16 protein-coding genes are annotated in these 15950 nt (G+C 69.4%); 10 read left to right on the forward strand and 6 right to left on the reverse strand.

Features of this window, described 5'->3' with window-relative positions; translation table 11 throughout:
- Positions 1 to 1174: UDP-N-acetylmuramoyl-tripeptide--D-alanyl-D-alanine ligase (gene murF, locus AB0M99_RS32080; RefSeq protein WP_365926713.1), on the reverse strand; the 1174-nt coding region annotated here is incomplete at its 3' end.
- Between the two features lie 147 nt (positions 1175 to 1321).
- Here murF and AB0M99_RS32085 point away from each other — a divergent pair.
- From AB0M99_RS32085 to AB0M99_RS32105, 5 genes are all read left to right on the forward strand, one after another.
- Entirely contained in the window at positions 1322 to 2281 is a 960-nt protein-coding gene (locus AB0M99_RS32085) for a D-alanine--D-alanine ligase (RefSeq protein ID WP_365926715.1), read from the forward strand.
- A complete protein-coding gene (locus AB0M99_RS32090; protein ID WP_365926717.1) occupies positions 2278 to 3276 on the forward strand; it encodes a pyridoxal-phosphate dependent enzyme in 999 nt (332 codons plus the stop codon). Before AB0M99_RS32085 ends, AB0M99_RS32090 begins: the two co-directional genes overlap by 4 nt.
- Entirely contained in the window at positions 3269 to 3868 is a 600-nt protein-coding gene (locus AB0M99_RS32095; RefSeq protein WP_365926719.1) for a peptidase, read from the forward strand. The genes AB0M99_RS32090 and AB0M99_RS32095 overlap by 8 nt, the downstream gene beginning before the upstream one ends.
- A gap of 114 nt (positions 3869 to 3982) precedes the next feature.
- Positions 3983 to 4630, forward strand: a complete 648-nt coding sequence (locus AB0M99_RS32100; protein WP_365926721.1) for a hypothetical protein — start codon at positions 3983 to 3985, stop codon at positions 4628 to 4630.
- Positions 4627 to 5235: an NUDIX domain-containing protein gene (locus tag AB0M99_RS32105; RefSeq protein ID WP_365926723.1), complete on the forward strand. Its 609-nt coding sequence runs from the start codon at positions 4627 to 4629 to the stop codon at positions 5233 to 5235. The genes AB0M99_RS32100 and AB0M99_RS32105 overlap by 4 nt, the downstream gene beginning before the upstream one ends.
- Positions 5236 to 5653: 418 nt before the next feature.
- Here the strand turns inward: AB0M99_RS32105 and AB0M99_RS32110 are convergent, their stop codons facing one another.
- Positions 5654 to 6730, reverse strand: coding sequence for a hypothetical protein (locus AB0M99_RS32110; protein ID WP_365926725.1), 1077 nt, complete (start codon positions 6728 to 6730; stop codon positions 5654 to 5656).
- 152 nt (positions 6731 to 6882) lie between these two features.
- Positions 6883 to 7590 (reverse strand): hypothetical protein, encoded by a 708-nt coding sequence (locus AB0M99_RS32115; RefSeq protein WP_365926727.1) that lies wholly within the window; start codon positions 7588 to 7590, stop codon positions 6883 to 6885.
- A gap of 944 nt (positions 7591 to 8534) precedes the next feature.
- On the opposite strand from AB0M99_RS32115, the gene AB0M99_RS32120 reads away from it, so the two are divergent.
- Both AB0M99_RS32120 and AB0M99_RS32125 read left to right on the forward strand, forming a co-directional pair.
- A complete protein-coding gene (locus AB0M99_RS32120) occupies positions 8535 to 8936 on the forward strand; it encodes an HTH domain-containing protein (RefSeq protein ID WP_365926729.1) in 402 nt (133 codons plus the stop codon).
- Entirely contained in the window at positions 8933 to 9463 is a 531-nt protein-coding gene (locus AB0M99_RS32125) for a hypothetical protein (protein WP_365926731.1), read from the forward strand. Before AB0M99_RS32120 ends, AB0M99_RS32125 begins: the two co-directional genes overlap by 4 nt.
- A 962-nt stretch (positions 9464 to 10425) precedes the next feature.
- On the opposite strand, the gene AB0M99_RS32130 is transcribed toward AB0M99_RS32125, so the two are convergent.
- The 3 genes from AB0M99_RS32130 to AB0M99_RS32140 form a co-directional block, all read right to left on the reverse strand.
- Positions 10426 to 11616, reverse strand: a complete 1191-nt coding sequence (locus AB0M99_RS32130; RefSeq protein WP_365926733.1) for an MAB_1171c family putative transporter — start codon at positions 11614 to 11616, stop codon at positions 10426 to 10428.
- Positions 11617 to 11619: 3 nt separating this feature from the next.
- Positions 11620 to 12270 (reverse strand): hypothetical protein, encoded by a 651-nt coding sequence (locus AB0M99_RS32135; protein ID WP_365926735.1) that lies wholly within the window; start codon positions 12268 to 12270, stop codon positions 11620 to 11622.
- A 212-nt stretch (positions 12271 to 12482) separates the two neighbouring features.
- Positions 12483 to 12989 carry an XRE family transcriptional regulator gene (locus AB0M99_RS32140; protein WP_365926737.1) on the reverse strand — a complete coding sequence of 169 codons (507 nt, stop codon included), beginning with the start codon at positions 12987 to 12989 and terminating at the stop codon, positions 12483 to 12485.
- Positions 12990 to 13902: 913 nt separating this feature from the next.
- On the opposite strand from AB0M99_RS32140, the gene AB0M99_RS32145 reads away from it, so the two are divergent.
- From AB0M99_RS32145 to AB0M99_RS32155, 3 genes are all read left to right on the forward strand, one after another.
- Entirely contained in the window at positions 13903 to 14532 is a 630-nt protein-coding gene (locus AB0M99_RS32145; RefSeq protein ID WP_365926738.1) for a hypothetical protein, read from the forward strand.
- 9 nt (positions 14533 to 14541) lie between these two features.
- Positions 14542 to 15534 carry an NlpC/P60 family protein gene (locus AB0M99_RS32150; RefSeq protein ID WP_365926740.1) on the forward strand — a complete coding sequence of 331 codons (993 nt, stop codon included), beginning with the start codon at positions 14542 to 14544 and terminating at the stop codon, positions 15532 to 15534.
- Positions 15535 to 15627: 93 nt separating this feature from the next.
- On the forward strand, positions 15628 to 15948 hold the full coding sequence (locus tag AB0M99_RS32155; RefSeq protein ID WP_365926742.1) for a hypothetical protein: 321 nt from the start codon (positions 15628 to 15630) through the stop codon (positions 15946 to 15948).
- Positions 15949 to 15950 lie beyond the last annotated feature (2 nt).

Below are 15950 nucleotides of genomic sequence, written 5' to 3' on the forward strand. Positions count from 1 at the left end.
GTCCGACGCCGGAGTCGGCGGCCAGCTCGCCGACCTCCCGGTGTCCGGCCTCGGCCTCGGCGCCGAGTTCCATCATCTCGCCGAGGATCGCCACGGTGCGCCGGCCGTCGGCCATCGCGGCCAGGGCCTTGAGCGCTACCCGCATCGAGTCGGGGTTCGCGTTGAAGGCGTCGTTCACCACGGTCATCCCGTCGGGGCGGTCCAGGACCTCCATGCGACCGGTGCTCAGGTTCTGCGCGCTGGACAGGGCGGCGGCCACAGCGGGCAGGTCCATCCCGAGGCCGGTGGCCACAGCGGCGGCGGCCAGAGCGTTGGCGACGTGGTGCTCACCGTGCAGGCCCATCGTGACGCGCGTGTTGGCGACGCCCCGCAGGTGGAGGGTGAACGAGGGGCGCCCGGCCGCGTCCAGGGTGATCTCGTCGGCCCACACGTCCGCGTGGTCGCCGAAGCCGAAGGTCCGAACCCGGGCCTTTGTGCGGGCGGCCATCGCCGCGACCAGTTCGTCGTCCGCGTTGAGGACCGCAAGTCCGTCGGCGGGCAGCGCGGCCACCAGCTCGGACTTGGCGTCCGCGGTGGCCTGCCTGCCGCCGAACTCCCCGACGTGCGCGGTACCGATGTTGAGGACCAGGCCCACGGAGGGGCGGGCGATCGTGGTCAGGTGCGCAATGTGCCCGGCTCCCCGGGCACCCATCTCCAGCACCAGGTACCGGGTGTCCTGGTTGGCACGCAGGAGGGAGATCGGCATCCCGATCTCCCCGTTGAAGGAGCGGTCGGTGACCGACGTCGGGCCCAGTCTGGGGAGGACCTGCGCGAGGAGGTCCTTCGTGGAGGTCTTGCCGGCCGACCCGGTCAGCCCCACCACGACGGGGTCGGTGAGCTGGGCGAGGGCGTGGCGGCCGATCGCGGCCAGCGCCGCCAGGGTGTCGTCCACGACGATCGCCGGAACGCCGACCGGCCGGGAGGCCAGCACGGCTACCGCCCCGGCCTCGACGGTGCGGGCGGCGAAGTCGTGGCCGTCCACGCGCTCTCCGACCAAGGCGACGAACACGGAGCCCGGGATCACCTCGCGGGAGTCGGTGACGATGCCCTTCGTCATCAGCGCGGACGGGTCGGGCACGTCGGCCAGGCGGCCTCCGGTGACGGCGGCGATCTGTTCCAGCGAGAAGGACAACATCGTGCAGGACTCCCTCGGTACAGCTGCTCCCCGGAAGCGCACTCGCGCGCCACCGGCCCGCCCCGACCGTAGCCCTCCCGGCGGTGTCCTCCGACACAGCGCCGGTGTCCGTGTCGTCCACCACACCCATCCAGAGGAGCTGTTCCCATGGCCTCCGAGCCCCATGAGACCCCGTTCGTCGCCGTCGTGACCGGCGGGAAGTCGACCGAGCGGGAACGGTCGCTGCTGTCGGGCAAGGCCGTCTACGAGTCGTTGACCCGTCAGGGCTACCGCGCTGTGATGCTCGACACGACTGCGGCTGACTTCGAGGCGGAGATCCGACAGGTCGACGTGGCGTTCCTCGCCATCGCCGGACAGTACGCCGAAGACGGCAAGCTGCAAGGGTTCATGGAGACCATCGACGTCCCGTACACCGGGTCCGGGGTTCTGGCCTCCGCTCTCGGCATGGACAAGGTGGTCTCCAAGCAGGTCGCCGCGGCCGCCGGGATCGAGGTAGCCGCCACCGGGCGGATCGAGTCCGGCGCCGAGACCTCCTCGATCGTCTCCCATCTGCTGGGCGAGGTCGGCCTGCCGCTGATCATCAAGCCGATCGCCGAAGGCGGCTCCATCGGCATGGTCCTAGCCCGCGATCTGGAGACCCTGACCGCCGCCGTCGCCCGCATCGACACCACGCAGGGCTGGTTCGCCGAGCCGTTCGTGGAGGGCACCCCCGTCACCTGCGGCGTCCTGGACGTTGACGGCTCGCTCATGCCGCTGCCTCCGCTGGAGACCGTCCCCACGGCCTCCGAGTTCTACGACTACGCCGCCAAGCGGGACGACAGCTTGCACGAGTACCGGTGCCCCGCCGAACTCCCCGCCGACGTGATCGCGTTCATCCAGGCCAGCGCCGTCGCCGTCCACCGGGAGCTGGGCTGCTCCGGATACTCCCGCAGCGACTTCATCGTCACCCCCACCGGGCAGGTCGTCTGGCTGGAGGTCAACACCCTGCCCGGGCTCAGCCACGGCGGGAACCTCGCCACCATGGCCGGTGCGGCGGGGATCGACTACGACCAGCTCGTCCGCATGCTCCTCGCCTCCGCCGACCTGAGCGGCGGGTACCGGCCGTGACCTTACCCATCACCCCCGCCGACGTCCGTACCGCCGCCCGCGCCCTGGACGGCATCGCCGTCCGCACTCCCCACCTCTGCATCGCCGCCCTCAACGACGCCACGGCCGCCACCGTGATCGTCAAGGCGGAGAACTTCCAGCGCACCGGCAGCTTCAAGCTCCGGGGCGCCTACCACCACGCCGCGAGCCTGCCGGCCGATGCCCGCGAGCGCGGCATCATTGGCGCCTCCTCCGGCAACCACGCCCAGGCCCTCGCCCTGGCCGGACGGCTCCTCGCCGCGCCGACCACCGTCGTCATCCCCTCCGACGCCCCCACGGCCAAGGTGGAGGGTGTCGTGTCGCTGGGCGCGCAGATCATCACCTACGACCGCACCTACGGCGACCGCGACGCCCTGGTGGCCCGCCTCGCCGAGGAACGCGGCCTGTCAGTCGTCCCCTCCGCCAACTCCGCCCATGTGATGGCCGGAGCCGGGACGGCCGCCCTGGAACTCCTCACCGAGCACCCCGAGATCACCACCCTCCTCGTGCCCGTCGGCGGCGGAGGCCTAGCCGCCGGAACCGCCGTCATCGCCAAGGACCTGCGCCCCGACATCCGCGTCGTCGGCGTGGAGCCGCACACCGCCGCCGACACGCTCGCCTCCCTGCGCGCCGGACAACGCGTCAGCCTCGAAGAGGTGCCCCGCACCGTCGCCGACGGCCTCGGGCACACCATCCCCTCCGAGCTGCCCTGGCAGGTCAACTCGCTACTCCTGGACGATGTGGTGACCGTCGCCGACGACGAGATCAGCTACGCCATGGGCTACGCCTTCGCGTACCTGAAGTGCGTGGTCGAGCCGTCCGGGGCGGTCGCCCTGGCGGCCGTCCTCGCCAACCGGCTGGACGTAGCCGGGCAGACGGTCGGTGTCGTGGTCTCCGGCGGCGGGGTGGACCTGCGCGTATTCCATGATCTGACCAGCAGCGTCCGCACGAGGAACGGAACCCCCGCGCATGTATGACTTCCCGACCGTCACCCAGTACGCCAGCGAGGAACTGATCGAGGCCATGGCCTACCAGGGGCACCCGGTCGCCGAGGACCCCCGCTGGCCCGAGTCCGGCGCCCCCACCCTCGCCGAGTACACCCGCTGGGCGGGCAACATCTGCGGGCTGGCCTGTCTGCGCATGGCGCTCCTGCGCCGCGACGGCACCGCCCCTCGCCTCTTCGACCTCCTCGACGGCGCCCGCAAGTACGGGGCGTACGCGGAGCTGGACGACGGGGCGATCCGGGGCCTGATCTACGCCCCGTTCGTGGACTACGTCCGCGCCGAGCACGGCTTCGAGGCGGACGTACAGGGCCGCCTGCCCGTCGAGGACCTCCTGACCCTGGTACGGAACGGGTTCACCGTCATCACCTCCGTCAACAAGGAAATCCGGCGCCCCGAACTCCCGGCGCCGGGCAAGGGCGGACACCTCGTGTACGTCACCGCGCACCGGCACGGGCAGCTGCACTTCCGCAACCCGTCCGGACACACCGACCGTGCCCGCACGGCCGCACTCCCGGTCGACGTTTTCAGCGAGTTCTACGCCGAGCGCGGCGTGAGCTTCGCCTAGCCGCCTCCCCCGCGGCCTGTGTCCCGCGACACCGCGCCGGCCGTGGTGTCGCGGGACACGCCGCCGGCGGCGGAGTCGCCGGACACACCAGGCAGGACCAGAAGGGAACCGAAGATGATCCGCAAGCGGGCAATCAGCTCGTGCACACCTCTCCTCCTCGACCGCCTCACCGCCAAGGGCTACCGGCCAGGCACCGAAGAAGAGGCCCACGAGTCGTACTTCACCGTCTCCGTAGCCCCGTGCTGGCAGGGCGACGAGCAGGTACTCGTGAGAGCCACCCTTGCCAGCGGCATCGCGGTCTCCTACACCCCGGCCGACGGCGGCCCGGACCGCACCAACGACATCGACCCCGCCGCCCTGGCCCTGCTCCTGTCCCAGGGCGACGACGCATCGGTGCGCCGCCGCCTTGAGGCCCTCGGCCTGGACCGCCTCACCCGACTCCGCATCCACCGCACCCCCTACCGCAACCCGAACTTCTCGGCCTTCGCCGTCTCCCTGGCCGTCGTCAAGGGAATCGGCACCTACGTGGAAGCCGAAGCTGTTGGCGCCCCCGACCCCGAGGTCGCCCTCTCGGCCCTCGAAACCAGCCTCGACCTCGCCGCCTTCCCCCTCCAGCGCGCCCCCTACCGGCAGTTCGCAATCCCCTCCTGGGATCCCCGCCTCGTCGGCTACGGCGGCTGGCACAGCGTCCCCTCCGTATCCCACGACACCCAGGCCGGCACGGTGTCGCACGCCGCAGCCCGCGGAAAGGCCACCGCATGAGCAGCCCCCGGCTGGGCGATGGCCAGGGACTGGCCATCGGGCTCGCGACCGCCGTCTACATCACCCACGGAGACGACCCCGGGCCGTTCCTGGTCCGCTCGGCCCGCACCGGCCGGTGGATGCTGCCTGCCGAGTACATGCGGCCCGGGGAGGGCAGCCCCCTCCAGACCGCCGGGCGCATGCTCCAGGAGTCCACCGGCCTCGCGTTGCAGAGCCCGTCCCCGCTCCTGGCCATCGACTTTCACCCCGCGACCGCCCAGGCCTCCCCCTACCAACTGATGGTTTTCGACGGCGGACACCTCACCGGCCGCCGCCTGAACTCGGTCCGCCTCCCCGACCGCTACGACCAGCACGAGACCCCGCCGTTCCCCACCCTTGCCGCGCTGGAAGGCGCCACCCCGCGCCTGATCGAGTTCCTCAAGCACGTCCGCAAGGCCCGGACCGCCTACCGGCCCGTGCTGCTCCAAGCCGGACGGCAGGCCTCGTTCAACGGGCCGGGCGGCAGCGAGAAGCCGTGGGACGCATACCCCGCGCACACCGACCGCCACGTGGTGGAGGACAGCGATTACGGCACGGGCGCCCCGCTCGGCTCTACCCGGGCCTGACATCCAATCACCCAAGCTGAGCGATCGTGGCCAGCGGCTATACGGGAACCTCCGCCCACTCCCCGCTGGAGGCCCGGCGTTCGATATGAAGGACCTGCACTCCCTGACGTCGTGTTGGCGCCTCCTCCGTCTGGGCGTGGGCCGCTGGTTCCGGGCTCGGTGCCTCGATCGTCCAGCTGGCGATTTCGGAAGTGGTAATCGCCGCGGCCCAGCACCGGTCGGGACGCCGTCACGCTCCACCCCGCGAGGGGATGAGACCGGAGTTGGGACGTCCCAACCCAGGGTCACCTCCGGGGGCTCCTCCTGGTCGCCCGGGTTTGGAGTGTCTCCACCCGGCTGGCGACAGAGGCGGCGCGGATCGAACGTGGACCGCGCCGCCATCGTTGGGAAGCGCCCTTCGGCGTAGCCCCCCGGCTGGCTACTCGGCAGTGGCCTGCGCGGGTACTTCCGCGTTGTCCTTGGCGCCGGAGGCGGCCTCGGCTCGGGACATCTTCGCTGCAGCCAGGAGCACCGCGAGGGTCCTCACGAGTCCATCCATCTCCGTATGCAGGGCCGTGAGGGCAGCACCGCCGTCACCGGCCTCACGGGCGGCTGCGATCTCTCCGGTCAGATGCTCGAATACGGGGATCGGCGGCAGTGCGTCGAGGACAGCGTTGACCGACTTCACCCTGCGTACGTGGCCTTGGATGAGGGCGGTCGCTGCGCTGACGCCGGGTTCGGTGACCTCGGCCGTGGTGGTGACCTCCACCGCGGAGAACTTCTTCGGCGCAGCCGCGGCCGCCTTGACGGCCTCGGCGGCAACCTTCTGGACCTCCTCAGGGCTAGTGCCCTTCGGGAGCTGCCGAACAGCTCTGGACGCGCCTTCCAGCGCCCGGACTGAAGGGGCCCTCTTCCCGGTGGCCTCCTGCGCGCCGGACAGCGTCGCGGCCAGACCTTCGTTACCGTGCTTCTTCTGCGCGGAGGCCAGGGCGGCGGCCTGCTTCTTCGTCAACTGCGGGACTTCCACGCGGCCCGCCGTCTCCCCACGTGGGGAGGAATCGTTCGAATTAAATTCGAACGCCGTCTCCCCACGTGGGGAGACAAGCTCAGCGCGGGTAGTGGCGGCTGCGACCATCTGCGACAAGCCGGCCTTGACGTTCCACGCGTCCAACAGCGTGTAGAACACGGTCGACGCCATGGGGCGGCGCATGTTGCGGCCCCACTCCTCCATCGACGTGAAGCCCCGCACTAGCCAGAGCTTTCGTGCGTACGCACCGGCCACCGCCTTGGCCGCGACCTCCCACGCGTCCTCCATCTGTTCGACGGCACGCTCGGTCTGTTCGGCGAGGTACTCGTCGCCCTCGGAGAACTCGGTGCGCTCAGGGAGGTCGACCGGGTCGGGGATGTCAGAAAGGGCGAGCATCGGGCCGCCGGAGCCGCGCCCGTGGGCGTACAGGTTAGGCATCTCGGACTGGACGGGCCGGGCGAGCTCGGCATTGGAGAAGGTGGCGACCACTGCGGTGGCCTTCTCCCCCGGGCTGGCTCCGGCGTCCGGGGCCGGGTCGGCGCCGGACGAGGCTGCCTCGGCAGCGGCCCGGGCCTCTGCCTCTGCCTTCGCCCGCTTCGCCTCCAGTCGCTTGATCGTGGCGCTCCGCGCGGCCTGCGCCATTAGACAAGCACCCCCAGGTTCTCGAGCTCGGTGACGAGCTGGTCCATGCCGGACGACTTCATCGCGTCCAGGCTCGGGGGGTTGGTCTCCGACAGGCGGGCCAGCTTGCGGTTCTCGGTCATCTTGGTCGTCAGGACGTGCCAGCCGCCCCACTCCTCGGCATTGGCGGCATCGGTGATGTACTCCCGGGTCGTTTTCACATCCTGGGCGTTCGCAGAAGTCGGCACCCGGAAGAACATCACCAGGCGGCGGATCGGCGGGCGCCCGGCAGCGGCACGGTTTGCGTCGACCTTGGCCATCGCGTCCGCCAGCGGCAGGGCCTCCAGACGCTCCAGTTCGTTGAGGTTCGGCTCGGTCATCAGGATCACGGCGTCCGCGTGCTCCATGACGGCCTCGGCGTAGCCACGGGAGTCCTCAAGGTGCGCGGTGTCGACCAGGCCGACCTTCCCCTCGTGGGGGTGCTCTTCCAGGATGTCCTCGAACTGCGTGGTGGCGGCAAGCCGTACGTCGAAGGGGAACTCAGAGAAGTCCTCGTCGGTCTTGGCAGCCTTAAACCACTTGCGGAGCTGCGAGGAGAAGTCACCGTCGTATGCGAGGGGTTCGTAGGTCTTGTTCGGCAGCTTGCGGTTGGCCAGCGCGTGCCCAAGACAGGACACGACGGTGGTCTTACCGGTCTTGTTGCGGTTCGAGATCACGGCAATGAGCATGGCAGGGGAGCTTAGCCGCAAACGGGTGACCCGTCAGGGAGCGGGGTGTCGTGCGAAATGCACCGACTTGCTTGTCCGGGGCCACTGCGGGTTGCCGGCTCCCCCAACCTGGCGGGGGTATCGCCGACGCCGACCGATCAGTTGGCGGAGCAGGCGAGGAAGGCGGCCAAAACGGCGACCTACCCCGGAGTCCGAAGGCCAGCCCAGGCATCGTCTCCGCGACGGACGAGGCCTCCAACACTACTGAGCCCACCCCCTGAAGCGGTAGCTGAGGTGGCTCGGCACATGGTGCTGGGCCAACGGCCCGTCGGCAGCGATTGAAGAGCTGGCCGATTTCTTCCCGATCCCTACTTCCCCCCGCGGCTGGCCACAGGCGCGCGCCACGAGACACCGCCGTCCGGTATACGTCGCGCGGTGCCGCCCTCGAAGGTGACAGATCATGTCGCGCAGAGCCGGCCGCGCTTCAGCGACCCGTGGTGCAGGGTCCCGGCGCCGGAGGTCTACCCATCCAGGCATCGGCGTGTTCGTGCCGCTGTCGAAGGCGACGATCACAAACACCGGGATGACCAAGGCAGGGAAGAAGACGCGGAAGGTCTCAGCGCCTCGGGACGGTCCGACCCTGCGCAGCTGGCGTTCGGCGCTGCGGTGAGCGGCCGAGCGAAGCAGGCATCCGACCACATTTGGGTGGAACTGGACGTCGGGTGACGTGATGGCTGGTCGGGCTGTGTGCTGAATACCACGTCAACACGCTGCACCCCCTACCGACTTCTTCACCCTATGCAGAAGCGTGCGGGGTGTAGGGTCGGTCCGGAAAGCACGAAAGGCCCCCGGTGCTTGGCGGCAAGGGGCCTATCGGATTGGACTGTGCTTCGAGAGTACCCCTCTTCCCTGCCCTGCGCCGGGTGAGCCAGGTCACTCCCGAAGCAGATTCGGAAGGACGAGCAGTGGCAAGACAAGATGACCGAGGCGACGAGATGGTGGTCGAGTTCGGGCGCAAGACTGATGGGAACGCCAGCCCGGAGGCGACTCCCGCCCCGGCCAGCGATGTCCCCATGGGGTTCCTCCCGCAGTGGGTGATCCGCGAGGCCCGCGCTGACGCGTGGCTTTACGCGGCCATGGCCAGCGTGACCAAGGCCGGGGCCGTGAGCGTGACCATCACCCAGCTGGCACAGCTGTGCAACGTGTCGCCGCGCACCGTCCAGAACGCCCTGGCCGGCCTCAAGAAGGCCGGAGCGATCATCGCCGAGCCCCAGCACGACGACACCGGCTCGCGCCTCCCGAACCTCTACCACCTGTGCGTCGAGGCGCCGGAGGTCCTCAAGGACGCGGGGAGCACGGCGGCATGAGCAAAGAGAAGAACCGCCCCGAGGACCACGACTTCGAGGGTGAAGCGGCGTACGCCCGTGGTCGGCGGCGCCGGTACGCGTTCACCCAGCTCCCGGACTGGGTGCTGTTCGCGGACACCGAGAAGGTCAGTCCCGGCGCGAAGACCCTGTACTGGGCGTTGTTCATCCACGTGAACCAGGAGCGCGCCGACGGCTTCGGGGACATGCGGGTGTGGCCGGGGCAGAACAAGCTGCTGTTCATGTCCGGCATCAAGTCGAAGACCACGCTGAGGAAGTACCTCGGACAACTGTCGGAGATCGGGGCGGTTGAGTGGCGCACGCGCCGCAACCCGCACAACCCCCAGCGCCTCCAGACGGTATACACAGTCCACGAGGAGCCGGAGGTCGGCTACCGGGGTCCGGCGAACATCACCGAGGTCTACGACGCGTTCAAGGCCGCCGAGAAGGAGGCGGCCTCCGAGGCCGCTGCCGGGACGGCTACCGACGAAGCGGAGTCCGAGGCCGACGAGGCCGCTGACGAGAACTGACCTGAACGCAGAAGGCTGCACCCCCCTCCCCGGTGGAGGGGGGTGCAGCCTTCTGCGGGGGGTGCTGGAGCCGGCGGGACCGCTGCGCGCCCCAAGCGCAGGATGCTGTACCCCCCTTCTCCTGCAGGGGGGTGCAGGGTGTTTCGCCAAGGAGGGGGCTCCCCCGTAGTTCTGCGGGGGGCCTCCGTCGTCTTGCTAGGCCCGGGCCCACCGCAGGATGCTGCACCCCGCACCCCCCTGCACGGGACAGAGACCAGGCCGAAAGCCTAAAACAGCAGGTCAGTCTCTGTGCCATTTTTTGACCCTCAGGATCCCTCCTGGTCCTGAGGGTCATTTTCTGACACTCGGAGGTGCCAGATTCTGGTACTCGGAGATGTCATTTTCTGGTACTCGGAGGTGTCAGAAAATGACCTTGTAACTAGACGAACCTGAACCATACGAATGCGAACCATACGAAGCTCAACTAGACGAAGCTTCGAGCGCTACGCGCCCGCTATCCCCCTCTGGGGGCTGCCGCCACCCCCCAGACCCCACCGCCAACGCCTTGGATGCGTTGGATCATCCCCCCAGTCACGGTTCTGCGCTTCGCGCACCACTCCGGGCCCTAGGGGGCCCTACGTTGAACCATGCCTACCCGATATCCGGCTGATGCAAGACGTGGCTAATGCCAACGGACCTGTAGGACCGTAACCACAGGACGCGCGCGCGAGTGCGCGCGCGGATGTGTTCGGGAAGGCGCAGCGATGGTCCTCGGGCAGCTGGTGCCGAGACGGCTCACGGTGGGGGCAGGGAGGGCCTATGAGGCGTTTGGGGTCGGGCAGGGCGCCGGGGGTGAGGATCGGTCAGCAGGCGGCCGTACAGCGGCTTCACAGCCTCACGCGGACCCCGGCTCGGGTCGAGGCCGTCATGGGCAGAGTGAACTGCAGGCGAACCGCGAGGTAGACGGCGAGGTAGCGAGCTCGTCAGAGCAGCGTGTGGTCAGGTCGTCGGGACCCGTGGAGGGGGCGAATCCTGGTGAGGAAGGCGTCCGCCATGGGGGAGTGGTAGACCTGGGCGAGTTGGAGGAGCCGGTCGACTTCGGCGTTGAAGTCGAGGTCGTCGATGCCGTCGGTGCGGAGTTCCGGGACGTCTTCGACAATGGGCGCGCCGGAGATCTTGGCGTGGTGCGCGGCGCGCAGGCGGAGCGCTTCGGCGGCGGGGCTGGTCTCGGGGTCGTAGCCGGCGGTGCGTGCGGTGTCGTTCGCGGCTTCCCGGATTTCGCGGGAGGTGTGGGGGATGAGGGCGAGGCCTGCGTCCCGGATTTCGATCACGCAGCGGTGGAGCTGGAGTCGGGGGCCGCGGAGCAGTTTGGTCTTGAGGACGATGTCGGGGGCGGAGGTGGTGAGGTCGCGCCACAGGGGTTGGAGTTGGCGGAGGTGGCGCCAGTCCTGGATGGTCCTCCAGGCGACGCCGAGGGCGGGGATGCTGCTGCCGGTGAGGATGAGGCTGATCGAGCAGTACTTGAGGAGGTCGGTGATGGTGTCGGCGATCTCGTCGCCGGTGTGGGAGGTGATGCCGGTGAGGCGGCCGAGGAGGTAGAGGACGCGGCCGAGGGCGTACAGGGCTCCCGCGGTGGTGCCGATGCCCATGAGGCGGATGCCGAAGCGCAGGCACAGGCCCCTGGCGTGGCGGACGCTGCCCCAGAAGAGGCGGGTGGCGGTGGCCATGGCGACACCGAGGTAGGTAGCGAAGACGGTGTAGTAGGCGGTGGCCCAGCCGTTGCCGGTGGTCTCCTCGAAGAAGTCGGTGACTTCATGCTCCCGGGGGAGGACCTGGAAGAGGGCGGCCATGAGGGCCATGGTGGTGAGGGCGACGTAGTGGCGGGGGCGCATTCGTCGTTCGCGTTCGGGTCTGGCGATGGCGACGACGAAGTCGATGAACGCGCCGGCCGCGATGATGCCGACCCAGTGCTTGATGAGGGTGGAGAGGTTGTTGGTCCGGGTCCAGGTATCGATGCTGTGCATGATGCCGGGCAGGCGCAGAGTCATGGAGAGGGTGACCGCGGCGAAAGCGAGCCAGAGCGCGCGTTGTTTGGGGGTGCGGAAAGCGGAGGGCGCGCGCCAGATCGTCACCGTCCAGAGCATGGTCAGGACGGCGTATTCGAGGATGTCCACGGGCTACGACCAGGTGTTCCGCACGGGGTGCCCGAGGGCGTCGTGGAGGCGGCCGAGCTGTTCTTCGGCCTCGGTGGAGGTCGAGTGGCTCATGTGCCGGCTGGCCCGCTCGTGGATGAGGGTGGCCAGGGTCTCCGCCGCGTGTTCCTGGGGGCTGGCGAACTTGCTGCGGCCCATCAGGTGCGCGATGCGGCCGAGGTCGAGGCCGAGTTCCTCGTCGAGGGGTTCGGTCAGGGCCGCCAGGGAGCGGATCCGGGCGGCTTCGGCGCGGATGATGGCCGCGAGGGGCAGGTCGGGGCGGTCGAGTGCGGAGACCGCGGTGTGGGCGCGGGCCAGGAGTCGGTGGAAGTGCTCGGAGACAACGGCGAGGTCGTCGTCCGAGGGCTGCTGCACCGGTTCGAGCTCGGGTGCGACGTGGCCCAGGAGCATGTGGGAGATCTCGTGCAGCACGATCTGCCGCTTGAGGATCTCGGCCGCGCTGGCGTCGTAGAAGATGATGTCCGCGACGTCGAGGCCGAGCCAGATTCCGCAGGGCAGTGCCGGGTCGGGCGGTCCGTCAAGGGGCAGCAGGACCAGGGGCCGTCCGCGCTGGGCGGCTATCGCCTCACAGAAGGCTTCGAGGTGGAACGGCTGCGGGATGTGGAGCTGGTCCACGACAGCAGCGCACTGGCTGTCGGGTCGCTTCCACCACCGCATGAACTCACTCTCGCGTCTGTCTCCGGCGTGAAGATCAACTACCGTTTCGCGCCGTTTCGCGTACTGCCCTGTCGATGTCGACTTTAAAGAAAGTATCAGAAAGGCCGAAAAGAGATGTTCCAACGTCAGGAGCATCCCGGTTTAGGGCGGTTTGGCGCCCGGCGTGTGGCTCAGTCCTTGCCCTTGCGGATGCGGCCGGGTTTGACGTCGGGGAGTCCTTCGGCCTGGCGGAGGTGCTTGATCATCCCGGTGACCGACTTGAGGGCGCCGGCGGACAGTCCGCCGAGGCGGAAGGCGACGGCTCGGGCCTTCTCGTCTTCGAGGACCTGGGCGAACTCGTCGACCGCGGCCGCCCTGCGGGTCTCCTCCTGGATCCGGGCGATGCGCTCTTCGAGCCGTTTCTCGACGGCCTCGGAGTTCTCTCCGTCGGCCAGGTAGCCGGTGCTGACGCCGAAGAAGCCCGCGAGGGCGCGGATCGAGTCGATGCCAGGGTTGGTGTTGTGGCCCTTGTGGATGGTCTGGGCGGTGCCGTGTGACACGGAGGGGCCGGGCAGCTCCTTGGTGCCCTCGGCGATCTCCTGGTAGGTGTACGGGCCGCGCCCCTGGGGGTGGACCGTCTTGATGAGGAAGTCCAGGCGCTGGGCCATGGTCTGCTGGCCGGTGGGGGTTTCAGCCATAGGTGTTCGCCGCTCCAGTCCGCTGCCGGTAGTTCAGGCCAGAACTACCCATGTTCGATTATCTATCTCCCTAGACATAAACTGCCACATCTCATAGCCGTCCCTGTCTAGCGCACTAGTCGATCTTGTGACACATAGCCCGTTCCGGGCGCAGGGTGTGATCTACGACTTAGCGGCTTGACAGCCGCCACCTGCGACAACGTATGTTCAGGCCATATCCATCTAGCCCGCTAGATGACTCGCATCACATTGACCCTGCGCGTCGTCTAGCCCGCTAAGCACGTGAGCAGTCGACGTGGGCCGGATGGGTTCGGGGGAGGGGCCGTGCGCTGTCGCGGCATCAAGGAGCCCGAGCAAGGCCGGTGTTCGGGAGGAGTCGGATCCCCCCCCGAACACCGGGACGCATCCCCTGAGGGGATGCGGTTCACCGGGGACTGAGCCGTCTCGCCGTAGGAAGCTGCGGCCCGGTCCCCTGGATGACAAGGGCAGTTTTTCATGCGATCACTCATGCGCAAAGGCCCGGCCGCGCCCGGCGCCACCGCAGCGACGCCGGCAATCGCCGGACGGGCAGGTTCCGCCGCGTCCGCGGCCAGGCCGCACGCGACTGTCGGCGTTCCCGCGCTCTGTGCCCGCGGCCTGAGCGCACGGCTCCCGGCCTCATCCGCCGGTCGCCCGCTCACGGACGCCTTCGCGGCGCGGCGGGCCTCGGCGGCGGGCTCGGTCCTGCTGTAGCGCGCGGCGGGCATGCGGCCCACCTGCCGCGTCTTCTTCCCCCGCGCCCCATGACCTCCTGGGCGACCCAGCGCTGACCAGCCGGGACCAGGAGCGGCCGCCCGGAGGCGCTTGCGACCCCCCGCGGGCCTCCGGGCGGCACCCCCTTCACTGCTTCACCGAGCCCGCAGACGGATTCACCATGCCCTCAGAAGTCCGATCCATCCGTATTTGTTCACGTCTTGCGTCCTCCGGGTTCGCGATCGCCGCGCTGAGCGCGGCTCTCACCGCCTGCGGCTCGGGACCCTCCACCGTCGCCTCGCCGCCGGAGCTGCCCTCCCCGTCCTCGGCGACGGCCGCAGGCCCCGTGCCCGGCGCCGGGACGATCCCCGTGCCCGAGGGCCCGGCCGCCTCCGAGGGTGCCGAGCTGCCGGCGGACATCGCGAAGGCCGCCGCCGATTTCACGGCCGCCTGGGCGAGCCACGACGCGCGCCCAGGCAAGGACGCCGCGTACACCGACGCGGGCAAGCGGGCCTCCGCCTACGCCTCGCCGGACCTGGGCGCGTCGATCAGCACGGCCCGGCCGAGCACGAACTCGCTGTGGCAGCAGTGGACCCGTGAGAAGACCACGGTGACCGCGACGGTCCTGAAGGTTTCGGTTCCCGACGGGGCCCCGGCCCCCACAGCCACCACCGCGCTGGCCCGCGTCGTCTACCGGCTCACCACCGCGCCCGAGAAGGGCCAGGCGGCCAGCGACACCAAGCAGGTCGCGCTCCAGCTCGAGCGCGGTACCGACGGCACGTGGCGCGTCATCGCGCTGCCGTACGCGTAGGCGGGCGGCGTGAGCAAGCTGATACAGGCAGGCGCGGCCGTGTTCGCGATCTCCCTGATCCTGATCTTCGCCCTGCTGATGATGCTGGGTGGTGCCGGTGGCGCGAGCGCGTCCAACAACGGGCCGGGCGGGTCGATCACGGCCGACGCCCCGGTTCCGGACTGGGTGCGCAAGATCATCGACAAGGCGATGGCGAAGTCCTGCCCGCAGGTCACGCCCTCGTTGCTGGCCGCGCAGCTCTTCACGGAGTCCGGGTTCCGCCCCAACCCGCCGGACGGCGGCGCGGGCGCTTTGGGGATCGCTCAGTTCATCCCCAGCACCTGGGCGTCGTACGGGGTCGACGGGGACGGCGACGGCGTCAAGGACCCCCTGAACCCGCAGGACGCGATCCCGGCCGCAGTCGCCTACGACTGCAAGCTCGCCGACCTCGTCAAGAACGTCCCTGGCGACTCCGTGAAGAACATGCTGGCCGCGTACAACGCGGGCGACGGCGCCGTCCTGCACTACAACGGCGTCCCCCCATACGACGAGACCCGCGGCTACGTCGAGGAGATCACCAGCCTCGCCGCGAAGTGGGCAGCCCTGCCCGACGGCCAGGTGCCGCTTCCCCCGGGCTCCGGCGGCGCGGCGCGGGCCATCCAGGCTGCGATGACCGCGCTGAACACGCCCTACCAGTGGGGCGGGACCTGCGAGTTCCCCTACCAGGGCATGAACGGCTGCGACTGCTCCTCGCTGACGCAGATGGCCTGGGGCAAGGCCGGCGTGAACCTGCCGCGCACCACCTACGACCAGGTCCACTCCGGTACCCCGGTCGCAGCGATCAGCCAGCTGCGCCCCGGAGACCTGCTGTTCTCCGTGGGCTCCGCCGCCGTCCCCGAGCACGTCGGCATGTACATGGGCAACGGCCAGGTCATCGAGGCGCCCAGGACCGGCCTGAACGTGCGGGTCAAGTCCTTGTCCTGGTGGCAGGGCCAGATCGTCGCCATGCGGCACATCGGCTGACCCGCCCCCAGCGCCTCCTCCCGGTCTTCCCACCCTCAGCCTCCGGCAACCCGTCCCGGGCACCGGTTCCTCATCTCATAGAAGGACAAACTCATGGCTTCTGACAGCAAGTGGACAACCCTGGCCGACAGCGTCGGTGACGTGATCGGCGGTGTGGAGCCGAGCTGGGGCCCCTTCGGGGCGCTCGGAGCGACCTCCAAGGTGATCATCGGAGTGGCGGCGGCCTTCGTGCTGGTCGTCTCCGCGATCACCTTCCTTCTCGGCATCGCCAAGTCGAAGGGCTGGGTCGGCAGCGGCAACAGCACGATGCACACCGACACCGGCAAGGGCCAGATCATCGGCGGCCTGGTCGGGATGTTCCTCGTCGCGAGCGCGGGCGCCATCTTCACGCTCGTCTACGGCATGGGTATCTGAGG

Source organism: Streptomyces sp. NPDC051183, from assembly GCF_040682455.1.
In the GTDB taxonomy this organism is placed as follows: Bacteria; Actinomycetota; Actinomycetes; order Streptomycetales; family Streptomycetaceae; genus Streptomyces.